General features: G+C 69.0%; 20 protein-coding genes and 2 pseudogenes. 9 read left to right on the top strand and 13 right to left on the bottom strand.

Annotated features, from left to right (window positions below; genetic code table 11):
* The first annotated feature begins 2 nt into the window (after positions 1-2).
* The gene (locus tag ACZ5AJ_RS14320; RefSeq protein ID WP_464135711.1) at positions 3-548 is read left to right on the top strand and encodes an AMIN-like domain-containing (lipo)protein; all 546 of its coding nucleotides are present in this window, start codon (positions 3-5) and stop codon (positions 546-548) included.
* Positions 549-621: 73 nt separating this feature from the next.
* Here ACZ5AJ_RS14320 and ACZ5AJ_RS14315 read toward each other — a convergent pair whose 3' ends face one another.
* On the bottom strand, positions 622-1209 hold the full coding sequence (locus ACZ5AJ_RS14315) for a nucleoside deaminase (protein WP_464135710.1): 588 nt from the start codon (positions 1207-1209) through the stop codon (positions 622-624).
* Positions 1210-1333: 124 nt separating this feature from the next.
* Between ACZ5AJ_RS14315 and ACZ5AJ_RS14310 the strand changes: the two genes are divergently transcribed.
* Positions 1334-1705 carry a hypothetical protein gene (locus tag ACZ5AJ_RS14310; RefSeq protein WP_464135709.1) on the top strand — a complete coding sequence of 124 codons (372 nt, stop codon included), beginning with the start codon at positions 1334-1336 and terminating at the stop codon, positions 1703-1705.
* A 130-nt stretch (positions 1706-1835) separates the two neighbouring features.
* Positions 1836-1985, top strand: a complete 150-nt coding sequence (locus ACZ5AJ_RS14305; protein WP_464135708.1) for a hypothetical protein — start codon at positions 1836-1838, stop codon at positions 1983-1985.
* On the opposite strand, the gene ACZ5AJ_RS14300 is transcribed toward ACZ5AJ_RS14305, so the two are convergent.
* The 4 genes from ACZ5AJ_RS14300 to ACZ5AJ_RS14285 form a co-directional block, all read right to left on the bottom strand.
* Positions 1975-2127 (bottom strand): hypothetical protein, encoded by a 153-nt coding sequence (locus tag ACZ5AJ_RS14300; protein WP_464135707.1) that lies wholly within the window; start codon positions 2125-2127, stop codon positions 1975-1977. The genes ACZ5AJ_RS14305 and ACZ5AJ_RS14300 overlap by 11 nt on opposite strands.
* Positions 2128-2516: 389 nt before the next feature.
* Positions 2517-3818 (bottom strand): acyltransferase family protein, encoded by a 1302-nt coding sequence (locus ACZ5AJ_RS14295; protein WP_464135706.1) that lies wholly within the window; start codon positions 3816-3818, stop codon positions 2517-2519.
* Positions 3818-4270, bottom strand: a complete 453-nt coding sequence (locus ACZ5AJ_RS14290; RefSeq protein ID WP_464135705.1) for a hypothetical protein — start codon at positions 4268-4270, stop codon at positions 3818-3820. Before ACZ5AJ_RS14290 ends, ACZ5AJ_RS14295 begins: the two co-directional genes overlap by 1 nt.
* A gap of 131 nt (positions 4271-4401) precedes the next feature.
* Positions 4402-4791, bottom strand: a complete 390-nt coding sequence (locus ACZ5AJ_RS14285) for a tyrosine-type recombinase/integrase (protein WP_464135704.1) — start codon at positions 4789-4791, stop codon at positions 4402-4404.
* Positions 4792-4795: 4 nt separating this feature from the next.
* Here ACZ5AJ_RS14285 and ACZ5AJ_RS14280 point away from each other — a divergent pair, with 4 nt between their 5' ends.
* Entirely contained in the window at positions 4796-4957 is a 162-nt protein-coding gene (locus ACZ5AJ_RS14280) for a hypothetical protein (RefSeq protein ID WP_464135703.1), read from the top strand.
* Positions 4958-4989: 32 nt separating this feature from the next.
* Here ACZ5AJ_RS14280 and ACZ5AJ_RS14275 read toward each other — a convergent pair whose 3' ends face one another.
* The 3 genes from ACZ5AJ_RS14275 to ACZ5AJ_RS14265 all read right to left on the bottom strand — a co-directional run bounded on the left by ACZ5AJ_RS14275 (position 4990) and on the right by ACZ5AJ_RS14265 (position 7351).
* Entirely contained in the window at positions 4990-6147 is a 1158-nt protein-coding gene (locus tag ACZ5AJ_RS14275; protein ID WP_464135702.1) for a low temperature requirement protein A, read from the bottom strand.
* Between the two features lie 82 nt (positions 6148-6229).
* Positions 6230-6559: a nuclear transport factor 2 family protein gene (locus tag ACZ5AJ_RS14270; RefSeq protein ID WP_370035088.1), complete on the bottom strand. Its 330-nt coding sequence runs from the start codon at positions 6557-6559 to the stop codon at positions 6230-6232.
* A gap of 36 nt (positions 6560-6595) precedes the next feature.
* Positions 6596-7351, bottom strand: coding sequence for an SDR family oxidoreductase (locus tag ACZ5AJ_RS14265; RefSeq protein ID WP_464135701.1), 756 nt, complete (start codon positions 7349-7351; stop codon positions 6596-6598).
* Positions 7352-7414: 63 nt separating this feature from the next.
* Between ACZ5AJ_RS14265 and ACZ5AJ_RS14260 the strand changes: the two genes are divergently transcribed.
* Positions 7415-8113 carry a TetR/AcrR family transcriptional regulator gene (locus tag ACZ5AJ_RS14260; protein ID WP_464135700.1) on the top strand — a complete coding sequence of 233 codons (699 nt, stop codon included), beginning with the start codon at positions 7415-7417 and terminating at the stop codon, positions 8111-8113.
* 116 nt (positions 8114-8229) lie between these two features.
* On the opposite strand, the gene ACZ5AJ_RS14255 is transcribed toward ACZ5AJ_RS14260, so the two are convergent.
* The gene (locus ACZ5AJ_RS14255; protein ID WP_464135699.1) at positions 8230-8793 is read right to left on the bottom strand and encodes a TetR/AcrR family transcriptional regulator; all 564 of its coding nucleotides are present in this window, start codon (positions 8791-8793) and stop codon (positions 8230-8232) included.
* 91 nt (positions 8794-8884) lie between these two features.
* Between ACZ5AJ_RS14255 and ACZ5AJ_RS14250 the strand changes: the two genes are divergently transcribed.
* Positions 8885-9529: a ketopantoate reductase family protein gene (locus ACZ5AJ_RS14250; protein ID WP_464135698.1), complete on the top strand. Its 645-nt coding sequence runs from the start codon at positions 8885-8887 to the stop codon at positions 9527-9529.
* A 9-nt stretch (positions 9530-9538) separates the two neighbouring features.
* Here ACZ5AJ_RS14250 and ACZ5AJ_RS14245 read toward each other — a convergent pair.
* The 3 genes and pseudogenes from ACZ5AJ_RS14245 to ACZ5AJ_RS14235 all read right to left on the bottom strand — a co-directional run.
* Positions 9539-9682: pseudogene (locus ACZ5AJ_RS14245) on the bottom strand (GrpB family protein); the annotation flags it as partial.
* Between the two features lie 58 nt (positions 9683-9740).
* Positions 9741-10484, bottom strand: coding sequence for an NAD(P)H-dependent oxidoreductase (locus tag ACZ5AJ_RS14240; protein ID WP_464135697.1), 744 nt, complete (start codon positions 10482-10484; stop codon positions 9741-9743).
* Between the two features lie 105 nt (positions 10485-10589).
* Entirely contained in the window at positions 10590-11195 is a 606-nt protein-coding gene (locus ACZ5AJ_RS14235; protein ID WP_464135696.1) for a TetR family transcriptional regulator, read from the bottom strand.
* 90 nt (positions 11196-11285) lie between these two features.
* On the opposite strand from ACZ5AJ_RS14235, the gene ACZ5AJ_RS14230 reads away from it, so the two are divergent.
* A complete protein-coding gene (locus ACZ5AJ_RS14230) occupies positions 11286-12743 on the top strand; it encodes an MFS transporter (RefSeq protein ID WP_464135695.1) in 1458 nt (485 codons plus the stop codon).
* A 98-nt stretch (positions 12744-12841) separates the two neighbouring features.
* On the opposite strand, the gene ACZ5AJ_RS14225 is transcribed toward ACZ5AJ_RS14230, so the two are convergent.
* Positions 12842-13063, bottom strand: coding sequence for a hypothetical protein (locus ACZ5AJ_RS14225; RefSeq protein ID WP_464135694.1), 222 nt, complete (start codon positions 13061-13063; stop codon positions 12842-12844).
* Positions 13064-13137: 74 nt separating this feature from the next.
* Here ACZ5AJ_RS14225 and ACZ5AJ_RS14220 point away from each other — a divergent pair.
* Positions 13138-14381: pseudogene (locus ACZ5AJ_RS14220) on the top strand (IS3 family transposase).
* Between the two features lie 80 nt (positions 14382-14461).
* Positions 14462-14647, top strand: coding sequence for a TetR-like C-terminal domain-containing protein (locus ACZ5AJ_RS14215; protein WP_464135693.1), 186 nt, complete (start codon positions 14462-14464; stop codon positions 14645-14647).
* Positions 14648-14687: the final 40 nt, after the last annotated feature.

The raw sequence follows: 14687 nt of genomic DNA, 5'->3' as shown, positions 1-14687 counted from the left end.
CCATGAAACGGCTGCTCTCAGGGCTCGCCGCCCTGCTCCTGATGCTCGGCCTGGGGATGATCGTCCCCACCGCGGCCGAGGCCGCCCCCTACTGCGGCATCACCTGGGGCTCTCTCGAGAAGGCGGGGACGGGCACGTCCTCCGCTCACGTGAAGGACCTGCGGGTCGGTCAGCACGGCTGCTACGACCGGCTGGTCATCGACCTCGACCACGACATCACCGGGTACACGGTGGAGTACGTGAGCGCGGTCCATCGTCCCGGCTCCGGCTCCGTCGTCCCGCTCAGCGGCGGCGCGGACCTGCAGATCGTCGTGCGCGCCCCCGCCTACGACGACTCCGGGAAGCCCACCTATCAGCCAGCCGATCGGGACCATGCGGTCGCGGTCGACGGGTACCGGACCTTCCGACAGGTCGCCCTCGCGGGCAGCTTCGAGGGGGAGACGGTCATCGGCCTGGGCGTGCGCGCCCGTCTGCCGATGCGGGTGCTCGTGCTCGACGGCCCCGGGGACGGCTCCCGGATCGTCGTGGACGTCGCCCACCGATGGTGACCGGCGAAGCGCCCGCGGCACTGCCCGTCAGCCGGAGCCGCTCCCGACCGTCGGCCGGAGCGGCTCCCTGCCGTCAGGCGGTGCCGCGGGCGTTGTACGGCGCGGCGCCGGAGGCCCCGTAGGCCTCGAGCACCTCGAGCGAGCGGTCGGCGTCGAGGCCGATCCGCACGTCGATGCCACGCACTGACAGCTGCTCGACCCAGTCCTCGACCATGGGTCCCTCGTCGAAGCCGGTGGCCGCCTCGACCTCGGGCCCGTCGGCGCCGACCACCAGCGAGCGCACCCCGCTCCACAGGGTCGCCCCGAAGCACTGCACGCAGGGACGGGCGTTGACGACGAGCTCGCGCCGGGCGCCGCGGGCCCCGAGGTCCCAGCTGCCGAGCCGCTGCTGGGCGAGCGCGATCGCGACGACCTCGGCGTGCATCGCGCTGAGCCCCGAGCTGAGCACGACGTTCACCCCGATCGAGAGGATCTCGCCGCTGCCGGCCTCGACCACGAGGGCGGCGAAGGGGCCGCCGTTGCCGGCGCGCCAGTTGCGGTCGGCCAGGTCGTTCACGAGCGCCATGCGCTCCTCGGCCGACGGGACGACGTCGGGCAGAGCGGGCAGCTCCGTCACCAGCCACGGCGGCAGGGCGGCCCCGAAGGAGGTCACCACGCTCATCTCTCCCACATCCTCATCTCTCCCACGTCCTCTCGCGCCGCCCGGCGGGGGGCTGCCCGGCCCTGCGCCGTCCATGATCCTCCTCTGCATGGAGCGCGGCAGGCGGATGCGCGAGAATCCGTCCATGCTCTCCACCCCGCCCGGCTCCTGGCCCGGATCCAGCGCCGACGTCGAGCACTGGGCGCGAGCGATGCTGCGCGCTCAGGACTCCGAGCAGGACGCACCGGTGCACGGCCTCGGGGGTGTGCGGGTCTTCGCCGACGTCGTCGGCCCCGACCTGCGGGCCTTCGACGTCGACGCGACCGGGGCGCGGCTGCGCCTCCGCACGCCCGGGCCCACCGTCCCGTCGGACGTCCTCCACGAGCCCGCACCGTCCGTCGTGCGCAGCGTCGAGGGCATGCTGCGTGCGCTGACGGTGCACGCCGCCCCGATGCACCTCGAGGACGCCGAGGTCACCCTGGACCTGCGGATCGACGAGCTGCCGATCCGGTGGTAGACCTGGGCCGAGCCCGTGGAGCCGGCGGTGCCGGAGTCGATCTGCGCGATCGAGCCGCAGGAGGATGCGACCGGGGTCCGCGTCTCCGGTGAGGCCTCGTTGCCCGTCACGCACCTCGCCCCGCTGCTGCGTGCCGGGATCCGACCGATGGCGGGGGGCCTCCGGGCCGCGCCTCTCCCGTCTGGACGTCGACCTCGACCCGACGCTGCGTCTGCGCGTCATGGCCTGCGACGGGAACAACGGTCCCGCGCCCGCCGACGGGACCGGCCTCAGCGGTTGACCATCGCCATACCGGCGGGGTTGTACCGGTCCCCGTGGACGCCGAAGTCCTTCGCGATCTGCGCGATGGTGACGCCGTCCTCACGGGACCGAGCCACTCGCACAACGTCGTCGCGGAACTCTTGGGGGTAGGGAGCGGGCATGGTGCACATCCATCCAGGCCGCCCGGCGGGCAAGCCAGATCAGATGTCACCTATCCGTGCGGCAGTCCCGTCCTTGCCCTGGTCGAGCACGCCGACGCCTACCGCAGCGAGTACAACCAGATCCGTCCTCACGAGGCCCTGGCCTGGAACCGACCGCTGGACGTCCACCTCGGCCACGCCGACCCCCACACCCCCACCTTTCCCACCACCGAAAACCTGCCAACTACTTGACGCGGGACACAGGCTCCGTCGGCGCCGCGACCGGGTTCATCATCGATTCTGCTCCTGAAGTTCTCGGAAGTCCCGTCGAGATCTCGCAGGCCAACTGCGGAGCGAGCGGGAACTTTCGCCATCATATGGCGGTGGCTGATGTTCGTCCCAAAGAGGGCTCAATGCCTCGGACGCGTCCAGACAACCCCGAACCCCCACAACCCCACAACCGGCAGCAGCGGCCACCACCAGGTCACGCCGCTCTCCCCCGCCACGCCCACGTTCGCCATGACAGCTAGCCCGGCGATGACGCACACCGCGGCGGCGAGCGGCTTCCACACCGGCGGGGCCGGGCGGTCATCGGCCCGCGGGGTCTCGAAACTACCCATCACCAAAACCACCAGTCCGGTGAGCACCAGCAGCGCGAGCACCCACAGCGGCCGCGTCGCCCACCACGCGCCCGTGAGCGGCTCGGGGAGCAGCGCCCGGGCGCCGAGGCTGAGCAGCAGGTGGGCGAGGCCCACCATGACAGTGAGATGCCACAGGAACCAGGTCATGATCCGCTGGTTCACGAGCACCGTCGCGAACCAGATCCGGGGCCGGCGCAGCAGTGCCTCGAGCGGCCTCTCGAGGGAGAGCACCAGCCCGGCCTGCAGCATGCCCAGGAACGCCATCGTCACGCGCGTCGGGCTCGAGTTGGAGATCGCGTCGCCCCCGGCGGTGATCATCGAGACCGGATACGGGCCCACCAGCACGAGCAGCAGCAGACCGACCAGACCGATCGCGGCCAGCCCCAGCCGCTTCCCGGTCCCGGCGAGCCGGCCGTCGAGCCAGGCGTAGCCAACCTGGTGAGACGCCGCCCAGACCAGCAGGTAGTTCGGGTAGCCGAGCAGCGGCTGGTCGGCGGTGATGCTCACCGCGTCCAACACGCCGGCGAGCGCGATCCCGCCCGCGATCGACCACCAGCCGAAACGCTCCCACAGCCACAGGCACGGCGGGGCCACGAGGATCACCATCAGGTAGGCGGCGAGGAACCACGTGGGGATCAGCGCCATCTGCGAGGCGAGCTGCACGGTCGCCGTCGGCACCCCCGCCAGCACCGCGACCACGCCGATCACGAGCCAGGCGAGCAGCAGCGGGATCAGCGGGATGCCGAGGCGGCGAAGCCTCGTGCGTAGCCACTCGGCGTAGCCGATCCCCTTGCGCCGCGCGGAGCGCCAGGAGAGGCCGTTGGAGTAGCCGCCGACGAGGAAGAAGATCGGCATCACCTGGAACAGCCAGGTCAGCGGGTGGGTCCACCGAGCGCCGTCGAGCACGCCGTGCGGGAGGATCCCCCCGTCGGGGTCGACCGCGATGATCGTCCAGTGCCCGAGCACCACCACGGTGATCGCGGCGGCGCGGAGGAAGTCGACCACGCGGTTGCGGCTCGCGGGCGTCGCGGCGTCGATCTGCTCGGCGCGGCTCGGTCGCGTGGTCGTCATCAGATCCCCTCCCCCGCTCCCCGCGGCGACGGAGCCGCTGGAAGTGGGGCTTTGCCGGCGTGGTCGCCCTTGTCGAGGAGCCCCCGCCAGAACCCGAACATGCACTGGGCGACGAGCCTGCCCGGCGTCTTGGGCTCCTTGACCCGACCCCAGGCCGTGCTCAACGTGTTCATGGAGCGGTCATCGAGCGGCATCGCCGTGTTCTCGTACCAGTCGACGCCCCACTTGGCTTCGAGCTGCGCACTCATCGCGTCGCGCAGCGCAACTTCGAGGATCGCAAGGTCACCGAGGAAGGCAACCGACAGATCGCGGTCCCAGAGGTAGAGCTCGCGTGCCCGATCCGGGTCCCCGGAGGCGGCGGAGAGGTACGTGCCCATCCTCGTCGGGGAGCCCATCCTCGTCGGGGAGATCGACCGATCCAGCGCGGCGATGTGGTGGGCAGGCATCGACACTGGACGAAGCCTCCTCTCCGATGCAGTCTGGTGGGGAAGTCCCCGGCACGAGCCTCTGTCGAACACGAGTCGGCACGCAGCCGGGGTTTTTCTTTGCCTCCGAGCCTAAGCGACCCGCGCGGTCTGTGCACTCAGGCCGACGTGGACAACGGCGCGACGAGCGCGTCGATCTTCCCCATGAGCGGGGCCAGCCCCTTCTTCGACAGGTGGCCGTACTTGTCCAGCGTGATCGACGGCCGTGCGTGCCCCATGGCCTGCGAGACGCTGAGCAGGTCGGCCCCGGCCTCCGACAGCGAGACGGCGGCGAAGGTGTGCCTCAGCGCATGCCCGCTGTGCCGCGGGATCTTCTCCTCGCGGCCGAGGTTGGCCAGCGTCACTGCGCGGGTCAGCGCCTGGTTCGGGTACTGCTCAGCAATGGGCGCGCCCTTCTTGCGAGGGCTGGGGAAAAGCCACTCGCTCTTCGGCCGATCTCCGGCGAGCTCGGTCAGCCACGGCAACAGCAGAGCCGGGACGGGGAGCACGCGCTTGCCGGCCCTCGTCTTCGTCGTGTCTGTGCCGGAGCCGCTGTTCCTCACGGACAGGTGGCCGCGGGCACTCGGAGTCGGACTCATGGCGCTCACGGACGACCCGGCGACCTTCGACGAGTTCCACGACGAGCCGGTCTGGGCGGACGACGAGCCCTACTGAGGATCAGCCCCTGGGAACAGCGCCGGCCCACATCAGGCAGACGGCGTGCTGTTCCGTCGCAGGCGGGCCGTCCGCGCCGCCAGCAGCGCGGTCACCGCGAGCACCGAGAGGCTGAGCAGGATCACCGGCAGGTGATCGCGGAGAACCAGTGCGATCGCGCCGATGACGACGATGACGCCCATGGCGATGAACCGGGATCGCGCCAGCTGCCCGAACCGGGAGCGCAGGAACAGGACGTTGCCGACGAGGTAGACGATCGGTCCTGCGATCGTGACGAGGACGATCGCGGGAGTCAGATGCTCGTGCGAGAGGCGCAGCTCGATGGACACGGCCACGAGGATCGCGCCCAGGACCATGAGTGCGTGCGCGTAGGCGTATGCGGACCGCAGCGCACCGGTGGACGAGTCGCCTCCCGCGGTCTCCGGCCCGGCGAGGGCGAAGTAGTTCCACCAGAGCACGAACAGGGATGCGAAGCCGACGAGCATGCTCAGGGCGAGCGACGGAGAAAGCTGGCCGTGGGACACGATGCTGCCGCCCATGAGCAGGATGGACTCGCCGAGGGCGATGATGAAGACGAGACGGTTGCGCTCGGCCAGGTGCTCGGCGTCTGTGTCCCACTGGTGCATGGGTGCCGCACCGATGCCGGGGATCCGGTAGTGGGCCAGCGGGGCCGCGTAGTCGATGAGCACCGCGATCAACCAGAGACCCAGTCGCCACTCGAGGGGCAGTGCCGCGCCGAGGGCCCAGAAGATGCCAGCCAGGAGGGTCCACAGCAGGAGCATGCGGTAGTTGGCTGCGAGCTGGTTTCCACGGTAGGCGATCATCATGAAGACCGGACGAAGGATGCCCATGAATAGATAGCACCCGACGAACAACCAGGCTCCGTCGCCGAAGGCACTAGGAATGGCGATCGACATGCCCAGCGCGGCAAGCATGAGCACCCCGGAGAGCAGCTGCACCGCGGTGCGGCTCGGATCCAGCCAGTTCATCGCCCAAGCGGTGTAGTTCCAACCCCACCACACCGCGGCGAACACCACGATGGTCTGGGCTGCACCCTCCCAAGAGAGATGCTCGATGAGCAGGTGCGAGAGCTGGATTATGGCGAAGACGTAGACCAGGTCGAAGAAGAGCTCGACAGGGCCGACCTCGGATCGACGGTGCCCGGGTCGCGCGAGCGGAACAGTGGTCATGCGGTGGTCCTCACGGTGTTGATCGGCATGGAAGGCGCAACGGGCGGACGCCGACCTGGTCGACGTCCGCCCGTCACTGTCGTCAGCCTTCGCGGATGGTCATCTTGGCGAGCTTGTCGCCCGCGACGTCGAAGACGAACTTCGAGCGACCGTTGGCATGGTTCGATCGCCAGTCGCCGACGACGGTCACCTCGTCGCCCGCGACGCGGACCTCCTCGACCGTCAGGACGCCCCGGGAGCCGATGAACTCCTTGTCGCTCCAGGTCTTGATCTGCTCTCGGCCTGTGAAGGTGCGCCCCCAGTCGTCGACGGCCCCGGCAGGGGTGAAGGCGTCGAGGAACGCCTCCCCGTCGTGGGCGTTGACGCGCTCGAGGAAGGTCGCGACGGGTTCCGGGATCTCGTGTGCGCTCATGTGGTCATTCTCCTTCTCGTCTGCCGATCCGTGGGGTCAGCGGGTCGTGTATCCGCCGTTGGCGAAGATCGTCTGCCCCGTGATCCACCAGCCCTCGGACGCCAGGAAGCGCACGATCGGCGCGATGTCCTCGATCTTCGTGAGCTGGTTGCCCATGCCCTGCGACTTGTGGAACTCGACGCGCTCGGGCGTCTCCTGCCCGTAGAAGAACGGGGTGTCCATCGGCCCCGGGGCGATCGCCGTCACCGAGATCCCGCGATCGGCATACTCCTTGGCCGCGGCCCGCGTGAAGTGCTCGACCGGCGACTTGCCTCCCGCGTAGGTCGAGTACCCGTCGGTGAACGCCGCGAGCAGCGCCGTGACGATCGTGATGATCTTGCCGCCGTCGGCGAGGTGCACGCCGGCCTCCTTGATGAAGAAGTACGCCGACTTCGCGTTGATGTCGAACATCGAGTCGTACTCCTCCTCGGTCGTCTCGGCGATCGGCTTGCGCAGCACCTTGCCGACCGTGTTGACCGCGACGTCGATCTTCCCGATCGCCCCCTCGGCGTCGGCGAACAGGCGCGCGACGTTCTCGGGCACCGTCAGATCACCCTGGAAGGTCGCGGCCTTCGCGCCCGCGGCCTCGACGGCGGCGAGCGTCCGCTCGGCGTCGGACCTGCTGGAGTCGGAATTGTAGTGGATGGCGACGTTCGCGCCGGCCTCCGCGGCCTGGCGGGCGATGAGGCCGCCCAGGTTCTTCGCCCCACCGGCGATCAGGACGTTCTTGCCCGCAAGAGTGTGGTCCGTCATGAGTTTCCTTCGTATCGGCGATATGTAGCGACATAGCACTGCTACATCCGGTACCGTATCAGCATGACACGGACAACGGGAGGCGATACACGGGAGCGTCTGATCGCCGCGGCGGCGGACTTGATCGCCAGCTCACCCGGCGAAGACTTCTCCCTGCGCGCCGTCTGCGACGCGGTCGGCGTCAAGATGCCGACGCTGTATCACTTCTTCGGCTCCAAGCAGGGCCTCGTCGACGCCGTCATCGAGCACGGCTTCGACCTCTACCTCGGCGAGAAGGCGTCGATGGAGTCCTCCGGCGACCCCATCCAGGACATCCGCGCCGGATGGGACGCGCACGTCGCCTTCGGCCTCGCCAACCCCGGCTTCTACACGCTCATGTACGGCAAGGTCAGCCCCGGCCACTCCCCCGCGGCGCAGTCCCGGCCCAGCGAGGTCCTCCGCGGTCTCACCGCGCGAGCAGCAGCGGAAGGCCGACTCGTGGTGCCGTCGGAGCAGGCCGCCGCGCACGTCCTGGTGACCAACATCGGCGTGACGCTGCGCCAGATCATCCTGGCGCAGCCCGACCCGGAGCTCTCCGCCGCCGTCCGTGAAGGCGCGATCTCGGCGATCACCGGGACGACCGCCGCGACGAACGAGCCGCTCGCGGCCGCCCGGGAGATCGCCGCGGCCCGGCCCGAGGTGCTCGGCCGTACCCAGACCCAGCTGCTCATCGAGTGGCTCTCCACTCTGGCCGCGCAGCCCGCGCCCCACGGGACCGACTGACGTCTCCGACGGCGTCGGATCCGGGCGGTAGCCTCGGAGCACGACATCCCCCACGCCTCTCACCGAAGCGCACTTGGGGGATTCTCTCTGCCCAGAGCCGGAGACGGCGGCCAGAGTCAGCGGCGGCGGAGCCCGTCGATCATGAGCGCGACGACGCCGTCGGCTTCCTGACGCCGCTCGGAGTGCACCGCGGCGACGGCGATGCCGTGGAGCGCGAGCATCACCGCACCGGCCGGGACGTCATCTCGGAGCTGTCCTTGCAAGACGCCGCGGCTGAGCATCTCGGTCACCACGTCGTCGAGCACCTGCCCCTCGCCGGAGAGAGCCCCACCCGCGGTCTCCGACGCCGCGAACAGCGTTCGGGCGAGACCGCGCTGGGAGTACATGTGGTCGACCATCTCACGGAGGAACGCTCCTAGCGCCTCGGCGGGCGAGAGGGTCTCCATCAGCTGATCCGCGCGGTCGCGGAGGGCGGCGACCTCGCCTTCGAACACGGCCGCCAGCAGCGCGTTGCGGTTCGGGAAGTGGCGATAGAGGGTGCCCGCGCCCACGCCGGCGCGGCGGGCGACGTCCTCGAACGGCACCTCGTTCTGCTCCTCGGAGAAGATCTCGCGAGCGGCGCGCACGATCGCGTCGCGGTTGCGCTGCGCATCGGCGCGGAGGGGCTTGGCCTGCGTCATGGTCACCTCGGATTGACAAGCGGAGACTGTCTCCGTATGTTATAAGCGGAGATCGTCTCCACTAAGGCTAGCGCATGGAGAACGTATGCGGATGCTGATGTTCGGACGCGGGGTCATCGCCTCCGTCACCGGCTGGGCCCTGGCAGGAGCCGGGCACGACGTCGAGTTCTACGTCCGCCCGGGGCGCGCCGCGTCGTACGGCGACGAGCCCGGCCTCGACATCGTCGACACCCGCCGACCGCGACGCGATCAGCGGGTCCGGCAGACGTGGTCGCCGCGCTACCGCGAGGACCTCCCCGAGGCAGGCGACGTCGACCTCGTCGTGGTGAGCCTCCCCCACCACAGCATCCCGGGCGCGATCGAGGCCCTGTCGACGCGGCTGGGAGACGCGACGCTCGTGATGCTGAGCAACATGTGGGACGAACCGCTCGGCGTCAACGCCCCGCTGCCGCCGGAACAGGTGGTCTGGGGAATCCCACCCGCCGGCGGCGGGTTCGACCAGGCCGGACGGCTTCAGGCGACGCTGCTCTCCACCGTCGCCCTCGGACGCCTCGGCGCGAGGCAGACGGATCGCGAGCTCGCGGTGCGCGAGGTGTTCGGACAGGCGGGGTTCGGGGTGCGCGAGCAGCCGGACATCCGCGGCTGGTACTTCCTCCACACCATGACCGACGCGAGCCTGTACTCCCAGGCGCTGCGGCACCGACGTGGATCCGATGTGCTCGACCTCGATGTCTAGTCCTGCCAGCGCTTCGAGGATTCGGTGACGGTGCTCCTCGAACTGCTGCGCCCAGCGAGGGTCATAGTCGTGGAGGCCGACGGTGAGCGCTTCAGGGCCTCCGATGAGCTCGGTCTCTGTGACGTCGGGGCGGCGCGGGGCGCTGGTTGTCATGGTTCGGGCTTTCTATTCGCGGTCGGTCCGTTCGGCGCACCCTTGGGACACCTGGCGGTCAGTGGGATGACTCGTCTGTATCCGCCAGGTGGATGGCCAAGTCGGTGCGGCCGGGGAGGAGGTCCTCGTGGAGTGCTCGCGTGCCGGCATAGTCGCCGTCGCGCAGTCGACGGAACGTGCGTGCCGGCTCGTCGGCGATGCCGTGCAGTCGTTCGCGCAGCTTCCGCGTCTCGTGATCGACCGCGTCGGCGTCCAGTCCATCCGCATCGTGGATCACGTGCAGAGCCAGCGACTCGATCCCGACGTACCAGAGGACGCCGTGAGTGAGAGGGAAGAGGAGCGAGTCGAGGTCGCCGCTGATGCCCCGGTGTCCGATCGAGCGTTCATCTTCGCCTGCGGTGACGACGATGAGGGCACGACGCCCGGCGAGACCGCCATCGCCGTAGCGACGGGGAACGCCGAGCTCGGGGTCGGAGTCCCCATACGCGAACCCTGCCGTCAGCACGCGATCGAACCAGCCTTTCAGGACGGCGGGTGTCCCGTACCACCACAGCGGGAACTGCAGGACGAGCAGCACGGCGGCCGCGAGCTTAGCCTGCTCCGCTCGCACGTCGGCGGGCAGCTGTCCCGCCTCGTACGCCTCGCCCACGAGAGTGCTGATGTTCCCTCCGCCGCGCGCACCGTCGCCGAGGTCATCGTTGCCGAGAACCGGGTTGAAGCGTTGCGCATACAGATCGGTCGTCTCGACGTCGTATCGTTCCGAGAGGGCCGCAGTCCCTTCGCGGAAGAGATGGCCGTTCAAGGAGTCAGGACGAGGGTGCGCATGCACCCAGAGGGCGCGGCCAGGGGACGGTGGGTGGAGGATCAACGTGGCTTCTCCTGCGAGAGGTGCTCGGACGAAGACGGGTCAGGCGATGGTGATCGTCGCGAGGCCCCCGAGTGCCGCGAAGTAGGCGTCGAGCAGCGGCCGCAGCTCGGACCCGGGCGTGCGCGCCCACTCCTGCCACGCGAGGTCGACCGCGGAGACGGCGGCTGCGGAGACGGCGCGGGCCATGCGTTCGTCGCCGGTGTGCTGGCTCAGCACTTCGGTGACGGCCGATCGGTCGCCGCGCTGCTGGGCCGCGAGATGATCGTTCAGTGCCGGGACCTCGGTGATCATCCGCATCCGGGCGCGCAGGGGGTCTCCGCGGGTCTTGGCGGTCTCGACCATCGACTCGGTAGCGGCGCGGATGACGTCCCAGACGGGAGTACCAGGCGCCGCAGCCTTCGCCGCGTCGTCGATGCGCTGCGCGAAGGCACCAGCGCGTTCCGCTGATCCTCGCGCGGCCGACACGACGGCGTCCTCCTTCGACGCGAAGTAGCGGAAGAACGTCGCGCGCGAGATGCCGATGCCCTGCGCGATCTCCTCCACTGTGACTTGATCGAAGCCACGCTCGGCGCAGAACGTCGCCGCGGCGTCCGCGAACTCCGCGCGCAGGATCTCCCGACTGCGGTCACGCACATTGCTCACCATGATCGTAAGTCTACAAGATGATACGCTCTCTGCTGGCCGAGACTGAGTCTCACGACTCGGTCCTGATACGAAAGAGACGAGTAGCGACCGATGACCCCCACACCGACTCAGGACATCCCTGTGATCGCCGCCGATCGCGGCGCATCACGCGGAGCCGGCGGCGCAGACGCGCGCCGGCATGGTTCGGGGGTGATCCTTGCCGTGCTCGCCTTCGCGGGCCTCGGCGCGTCGTTCATGCAGACGATCCTCATTCCGATCCAGGGCGAACTGCCGAAGCTGCTGAACACGACGAGCGACAACACGGCGTGGGTGATCACGGCGACCCTGGTGGCCGCCGCCGTCTGCACGCCGGTGGCGGGACGCCTCGGAGACATGTTCGGCAAGCGCCGCATCGCCATGGCGCTCCTGCTGCTGCAGGCCGCAGGGGCCATCCTCGCCGCCGTGTCGAACGACGTGGTGACCATGGTGATCGCGAGAGCGCTGCAGGGCATGGTGGCCGGCGTCATCCCGTTGGGCATCTCGATCCTGCGCGACGTGCTGCCGCGCGAGAAGCTCGGCTCGGGCATCGCGCTCGTCAGCGCGACTCTCGGCGTCGGTGGAGCGCTCGGTCTGCCGCTGAGCGCCATCGTCGCCGAGAGGTTCGACTGGCACGTGCTGTTCTGGGTCGCTGCGGCGATCGCGGTTCTCGCCTTCGTCTCGTACGCGGTCTTCGTGCCGTCGAGCACACTGCGCACTCCGGGCCGGATCGACGTCGCCGGCATCATCGGACTCGCGCTCGGACTCGTCAGCGTCCTCATCGCCGTCACGCGCGGCGGCGAGTGGGGCTGGGGCGACGCCCGCACCCTGACGCTCCTGATCGGCGGCGTCGCCGTCCTCCTGATCTGGGGTGCGATCGAACTGCGAGTCAAGGAGCCGCTCGTCGACCTCCGCGTCAGCGCGCGCGGACCGGTGCTGCTCACGAACCTGACATCCGTGGCGATGGGCTTCGCGCTGTTCGCGTCGAACGTGGTGCTGCCGCAGCTGCTCGCCTTGCCTCGCGCTACCGGTATCGGGCTCGGGCTCACGCTCACCGTGGCGGCACTGATCCTCGCGCCCTCTGGACTGGCGATGATGGCCATGTCACCCGTGGCCGGGAAGGTCGAGCGGCGCTGGGGCGCGAAGCCCCTGCTCATCGTCGGAGCGGCGGTCCTCGCCCTCGCCTACGGGCTCGCGCTGCTCTTCCATGCCGAGGCATGGCAGATCCTCATCGTCAACGTCGTCCTCGGCGTCGGAGTCGGGCTCGGCTACGCGGCGATGCCCGCACTCATCATGCAGGCTGTCCCGGCGAGCGAGTCCGGTGCCGCGAACGGGCTCAACGCCCTCATGCGTTCGCTCGGCACCACGATCGCCTCGGCCGTCACCGGCGCGATCCTCGCCCAGTCGATCACGACCGTTGGCGGAGTCACCGGCCCCAGCGAGGGCGGCTTCCTCCTCACCCTCGCGCTCGGACTCGCGGCCGCGATCCTGTGCGTCGTCATCGCGATCTTCATCCCACGACCCCGCGCGTAAGCACGGCGTAGGAGCGGAGGATCCACCGGTCGAAAGCCGGGTGGATCCTCCGCTCTCTGTGTTACCTACTTGTGAGCTGCAACGCAGCGTTCAGGAGATCATCCGCACTGGCCTATCGTCCACTCGTCCAGAAGCTGCTGCCCCTGCTCGGTACCGGCCCCGGCGTAGCCGGTGTTGTTGCCGTTACCTGTGTCGGTGATCGAGACCATGCCGACATCGGGCACGTCGACGAGGAACGGGTTGGTTTCATTGGACCTCGCCCCGGAGTCCTCGCCCCACATGATCGTGGTGTTCGCCTCGTTGAGCCGCCCCTGCTTCAACGAGACGAAGTTGCTCCCGGTAAGACTGAATCGGCCTGGGTTTCGTTCCGTTCTTGAAGCAAGGATGGAACGCGATGAACCAGAAGTACTCTCCCGAGATGCGCGAGCGCGCGCTGCGGATGCTCGATGAGGCCAAGGCCTCCGGTGAGCACTCGAATCCGATGTCCGCGGTGCGGCATGTGGCCGGTCTCCTCGGCATGAGCGCGGAGACGCTGCGGGTGTGGCATCGTCGTCGGGAGGTCGACGCGGGCGCGAAGCCGGGTGTCCCGAGCGATGTCGCGGAGGAGAACAAGCGCCTGCGCCGCGAGGTGGCCGAGCTGCGGAAAGCGAATGAGATCCTCAAAGCCGCGAGCGTGTTTTTCGCGAAGGAGCTCGACCGGCCCTGACCGAGATGATCCGCTTCATCGACGAATATCGAGGGCGGTTCGGGGTCGAGCTCATCTGTCGGACGCTGCGCCCGGCAGTGCAGGGTTTCATCACGTCCCGCGGGTATCGCGCCGCGAAGACCCGCGTCGTCTCCGCCCGGCAGCTGCGGGACGAGCTGCTGGTGCCCGAGGTCGCCCGGCTGCATGCGGAGAACTACGGCGTCTACGAGCGGCGGAAGATGCATGCCCTCCTGAAACGTCAGGGATGGGACATCGGCCGAGACCAGACCAAACGCCTCATGCGCCTCGCGGGAGTGCGTGGGGTTCGCAAGTCGAAGAAGGCGTTCACGACCAGGCCCGACAAGGCGCAATCCCTGCCGCGGGACCTCGTCCAACGACGGTTCCGCGCAGACGCGCCGCGCAGGCTCTGGGTCGCGGACATCACGTATGTGGCCATCTGGGCTGGGTTCGCGTATGTGGCGTTCGTCACCGACGTGTACTCGTGCAAGATCGTGGGCTGGAACGTCACCTCGACGCTGCGCGCGGAGGTCCTGCCCCTACAAGCGCTGGACATGGCCGCCTGGGGCGCGGACGGCCCGCTCGACGGGCTGATCCATCACGCCGACCACGGCTCGAACTACATGTCGATGGTTTACACCGACCGCGTCGTCGAACTTGGCGCGACCCCGTCGACAGGCACTGTCGGGGACTCGTATGACAATGCCCTCGCCGGGGCGATCAACAACCTCTACAAGACCGAGCTGATCCGCCAGCGCGGGCCCTGGAGGACGGTCGAGTAGGTCGAGCTTGCGACGCTCGAATGGGTGTGGTGGTGGAACCACCAACGCCTCCATGGCGAGCTCGGCATGCGCACCCCGGCCGAGGTCGAAGACGCGTACTACGCTGACCTCGGATCAGCCTCCCCGGCGACCGCCGGACAGGGAAACCGATAGGAACGAAACCCAGGCCGGTTCAGAGCCCGGCCCAACTGCGGCTTGGATTGGTCGAAAAGCGGTGGTCGATCATCGAAGGTGTGCTGTCGCGAGCGGTGGAGCGAGGCGAGATCGATCCCGAGCGGCTGACGGAGCGCACAGCTCGCCTGCCATTCGACCTCCTTCGGCACGAAACGCTCATGACGCTGAAGCCGCTGCCGCGCGAAGACATCGCCGCCATCGTCGATCAGATCTTCCTTCCGCTTGTTCTGCCGAGCACTGCCTGACTAACCGTATTGTCGTTGGACGCCATCCGATCCGGAGCCA

The sequence above is a fragment of the Brachybacterium zhongshanense genome, assembly GCF_055385755.1.
Note: the sequence above shows the minus strand (reverse complement) of the source record. Positions and strands in the feature narration are given on the sequence as shown.

Bases quoted from the DNA above. Each gene is read 5' to 3' on its own strand.
- ACZ5AJ_RS14320 (WP_464135711.1), top strand. From the start codon at position 3: ATGAAACGGCTGCTCTCAGGGCTCGCCGCCCTGCTCCTGATGCTCGGC.
- ACZ5AJ_RS14315 (WP_464135710.1), bottom strand. From the start codon at position 1,209: ATGAGCGTGGTGACCTCCTTCGGGGCCGCCCTGCCGCCGTGGCTGGTG.
- ACZ5AJ_RS14310 (WP_464135709.1), top strand. From the start codon at position 1,334: ATGCTCTCCACCCCGCCCGGCTCCTGGCCCGGATCCAGCGCCGACGTC.
- ACZ5AJ_RS14300 (WP_464135707.1), bottom strand. From the start codon at position 2,127: ATGCCCGCTCCCTACCCCCAAGAGTTCCGCGACGACGTTGTGCGAGTG.
- ACZ5AJ_RS14295 (WP_464135706.1), bottom strand. From the start codon at position 3,818: ATGACGACCACGCGACCGAGCCGCGCCGAGCAGATCGACGCCGCGACG.
- ACZ5AJ_RS14275 (WP_464135702.1), bottom strand. From the start codon at position 6,147: ATGACCACTGTTCCGCTCGCGCGACCCGGGCACCGTCGATCCGAGGTC.
- ACZ5AJ_RS14270 (WP_370035088.1), bottom strand. From the start codon at position 6,559: ATGAGCGCACACGAGATCCCGGAACCCGTCGCGACCTTCCTCGAGCGC.
- ACZ5AJ_RS14265 (WP_464135701.1), bottom strand. From the start codon at position 7,351: ATGACGGACCACACTCTTGCGGGCAAGAACGTCCTGATCGCCGGTGGG.
- ACZ5AJ_RS14260 (WP_464135700.1), top strand. From the start codon at position 7,415: ATGACACGGACAACGGGAGGCGATACACGGGAGCGTCTGATCGCCGCG.
- ACZ5AJ_RS14255 (WP_464135699.1), bottom strand. From the start codon at position 8,793: ATGACGCAGGCCAAGCCCCTCCGCGCCGATGCGCAGCGCAACCGCGAC.
- ACZ5AJ_RS14250 (WP_464135698.1), top strand. From the start codon at position 8,885: ATGCTGATGTTCGGACGCGGGGTCATCGCCTCCGTCACCGGCTGGGCC.
- ACZ5AJ_RS14235 (WP_464135696.1), bottom strand. From the start codon at position 11,195: ATGGTGAGCAATGTGCGTGACCGCAGTCGGGAGATCCTGCGCGCGGAG.
- ACZ5AJ_RS14230 (WP_464135695.1), top strand. From the start codon at position 11,286: ATGACCCCCACACCGACTCAGGACATCCCTGTGATCGCCGCCGATCGC.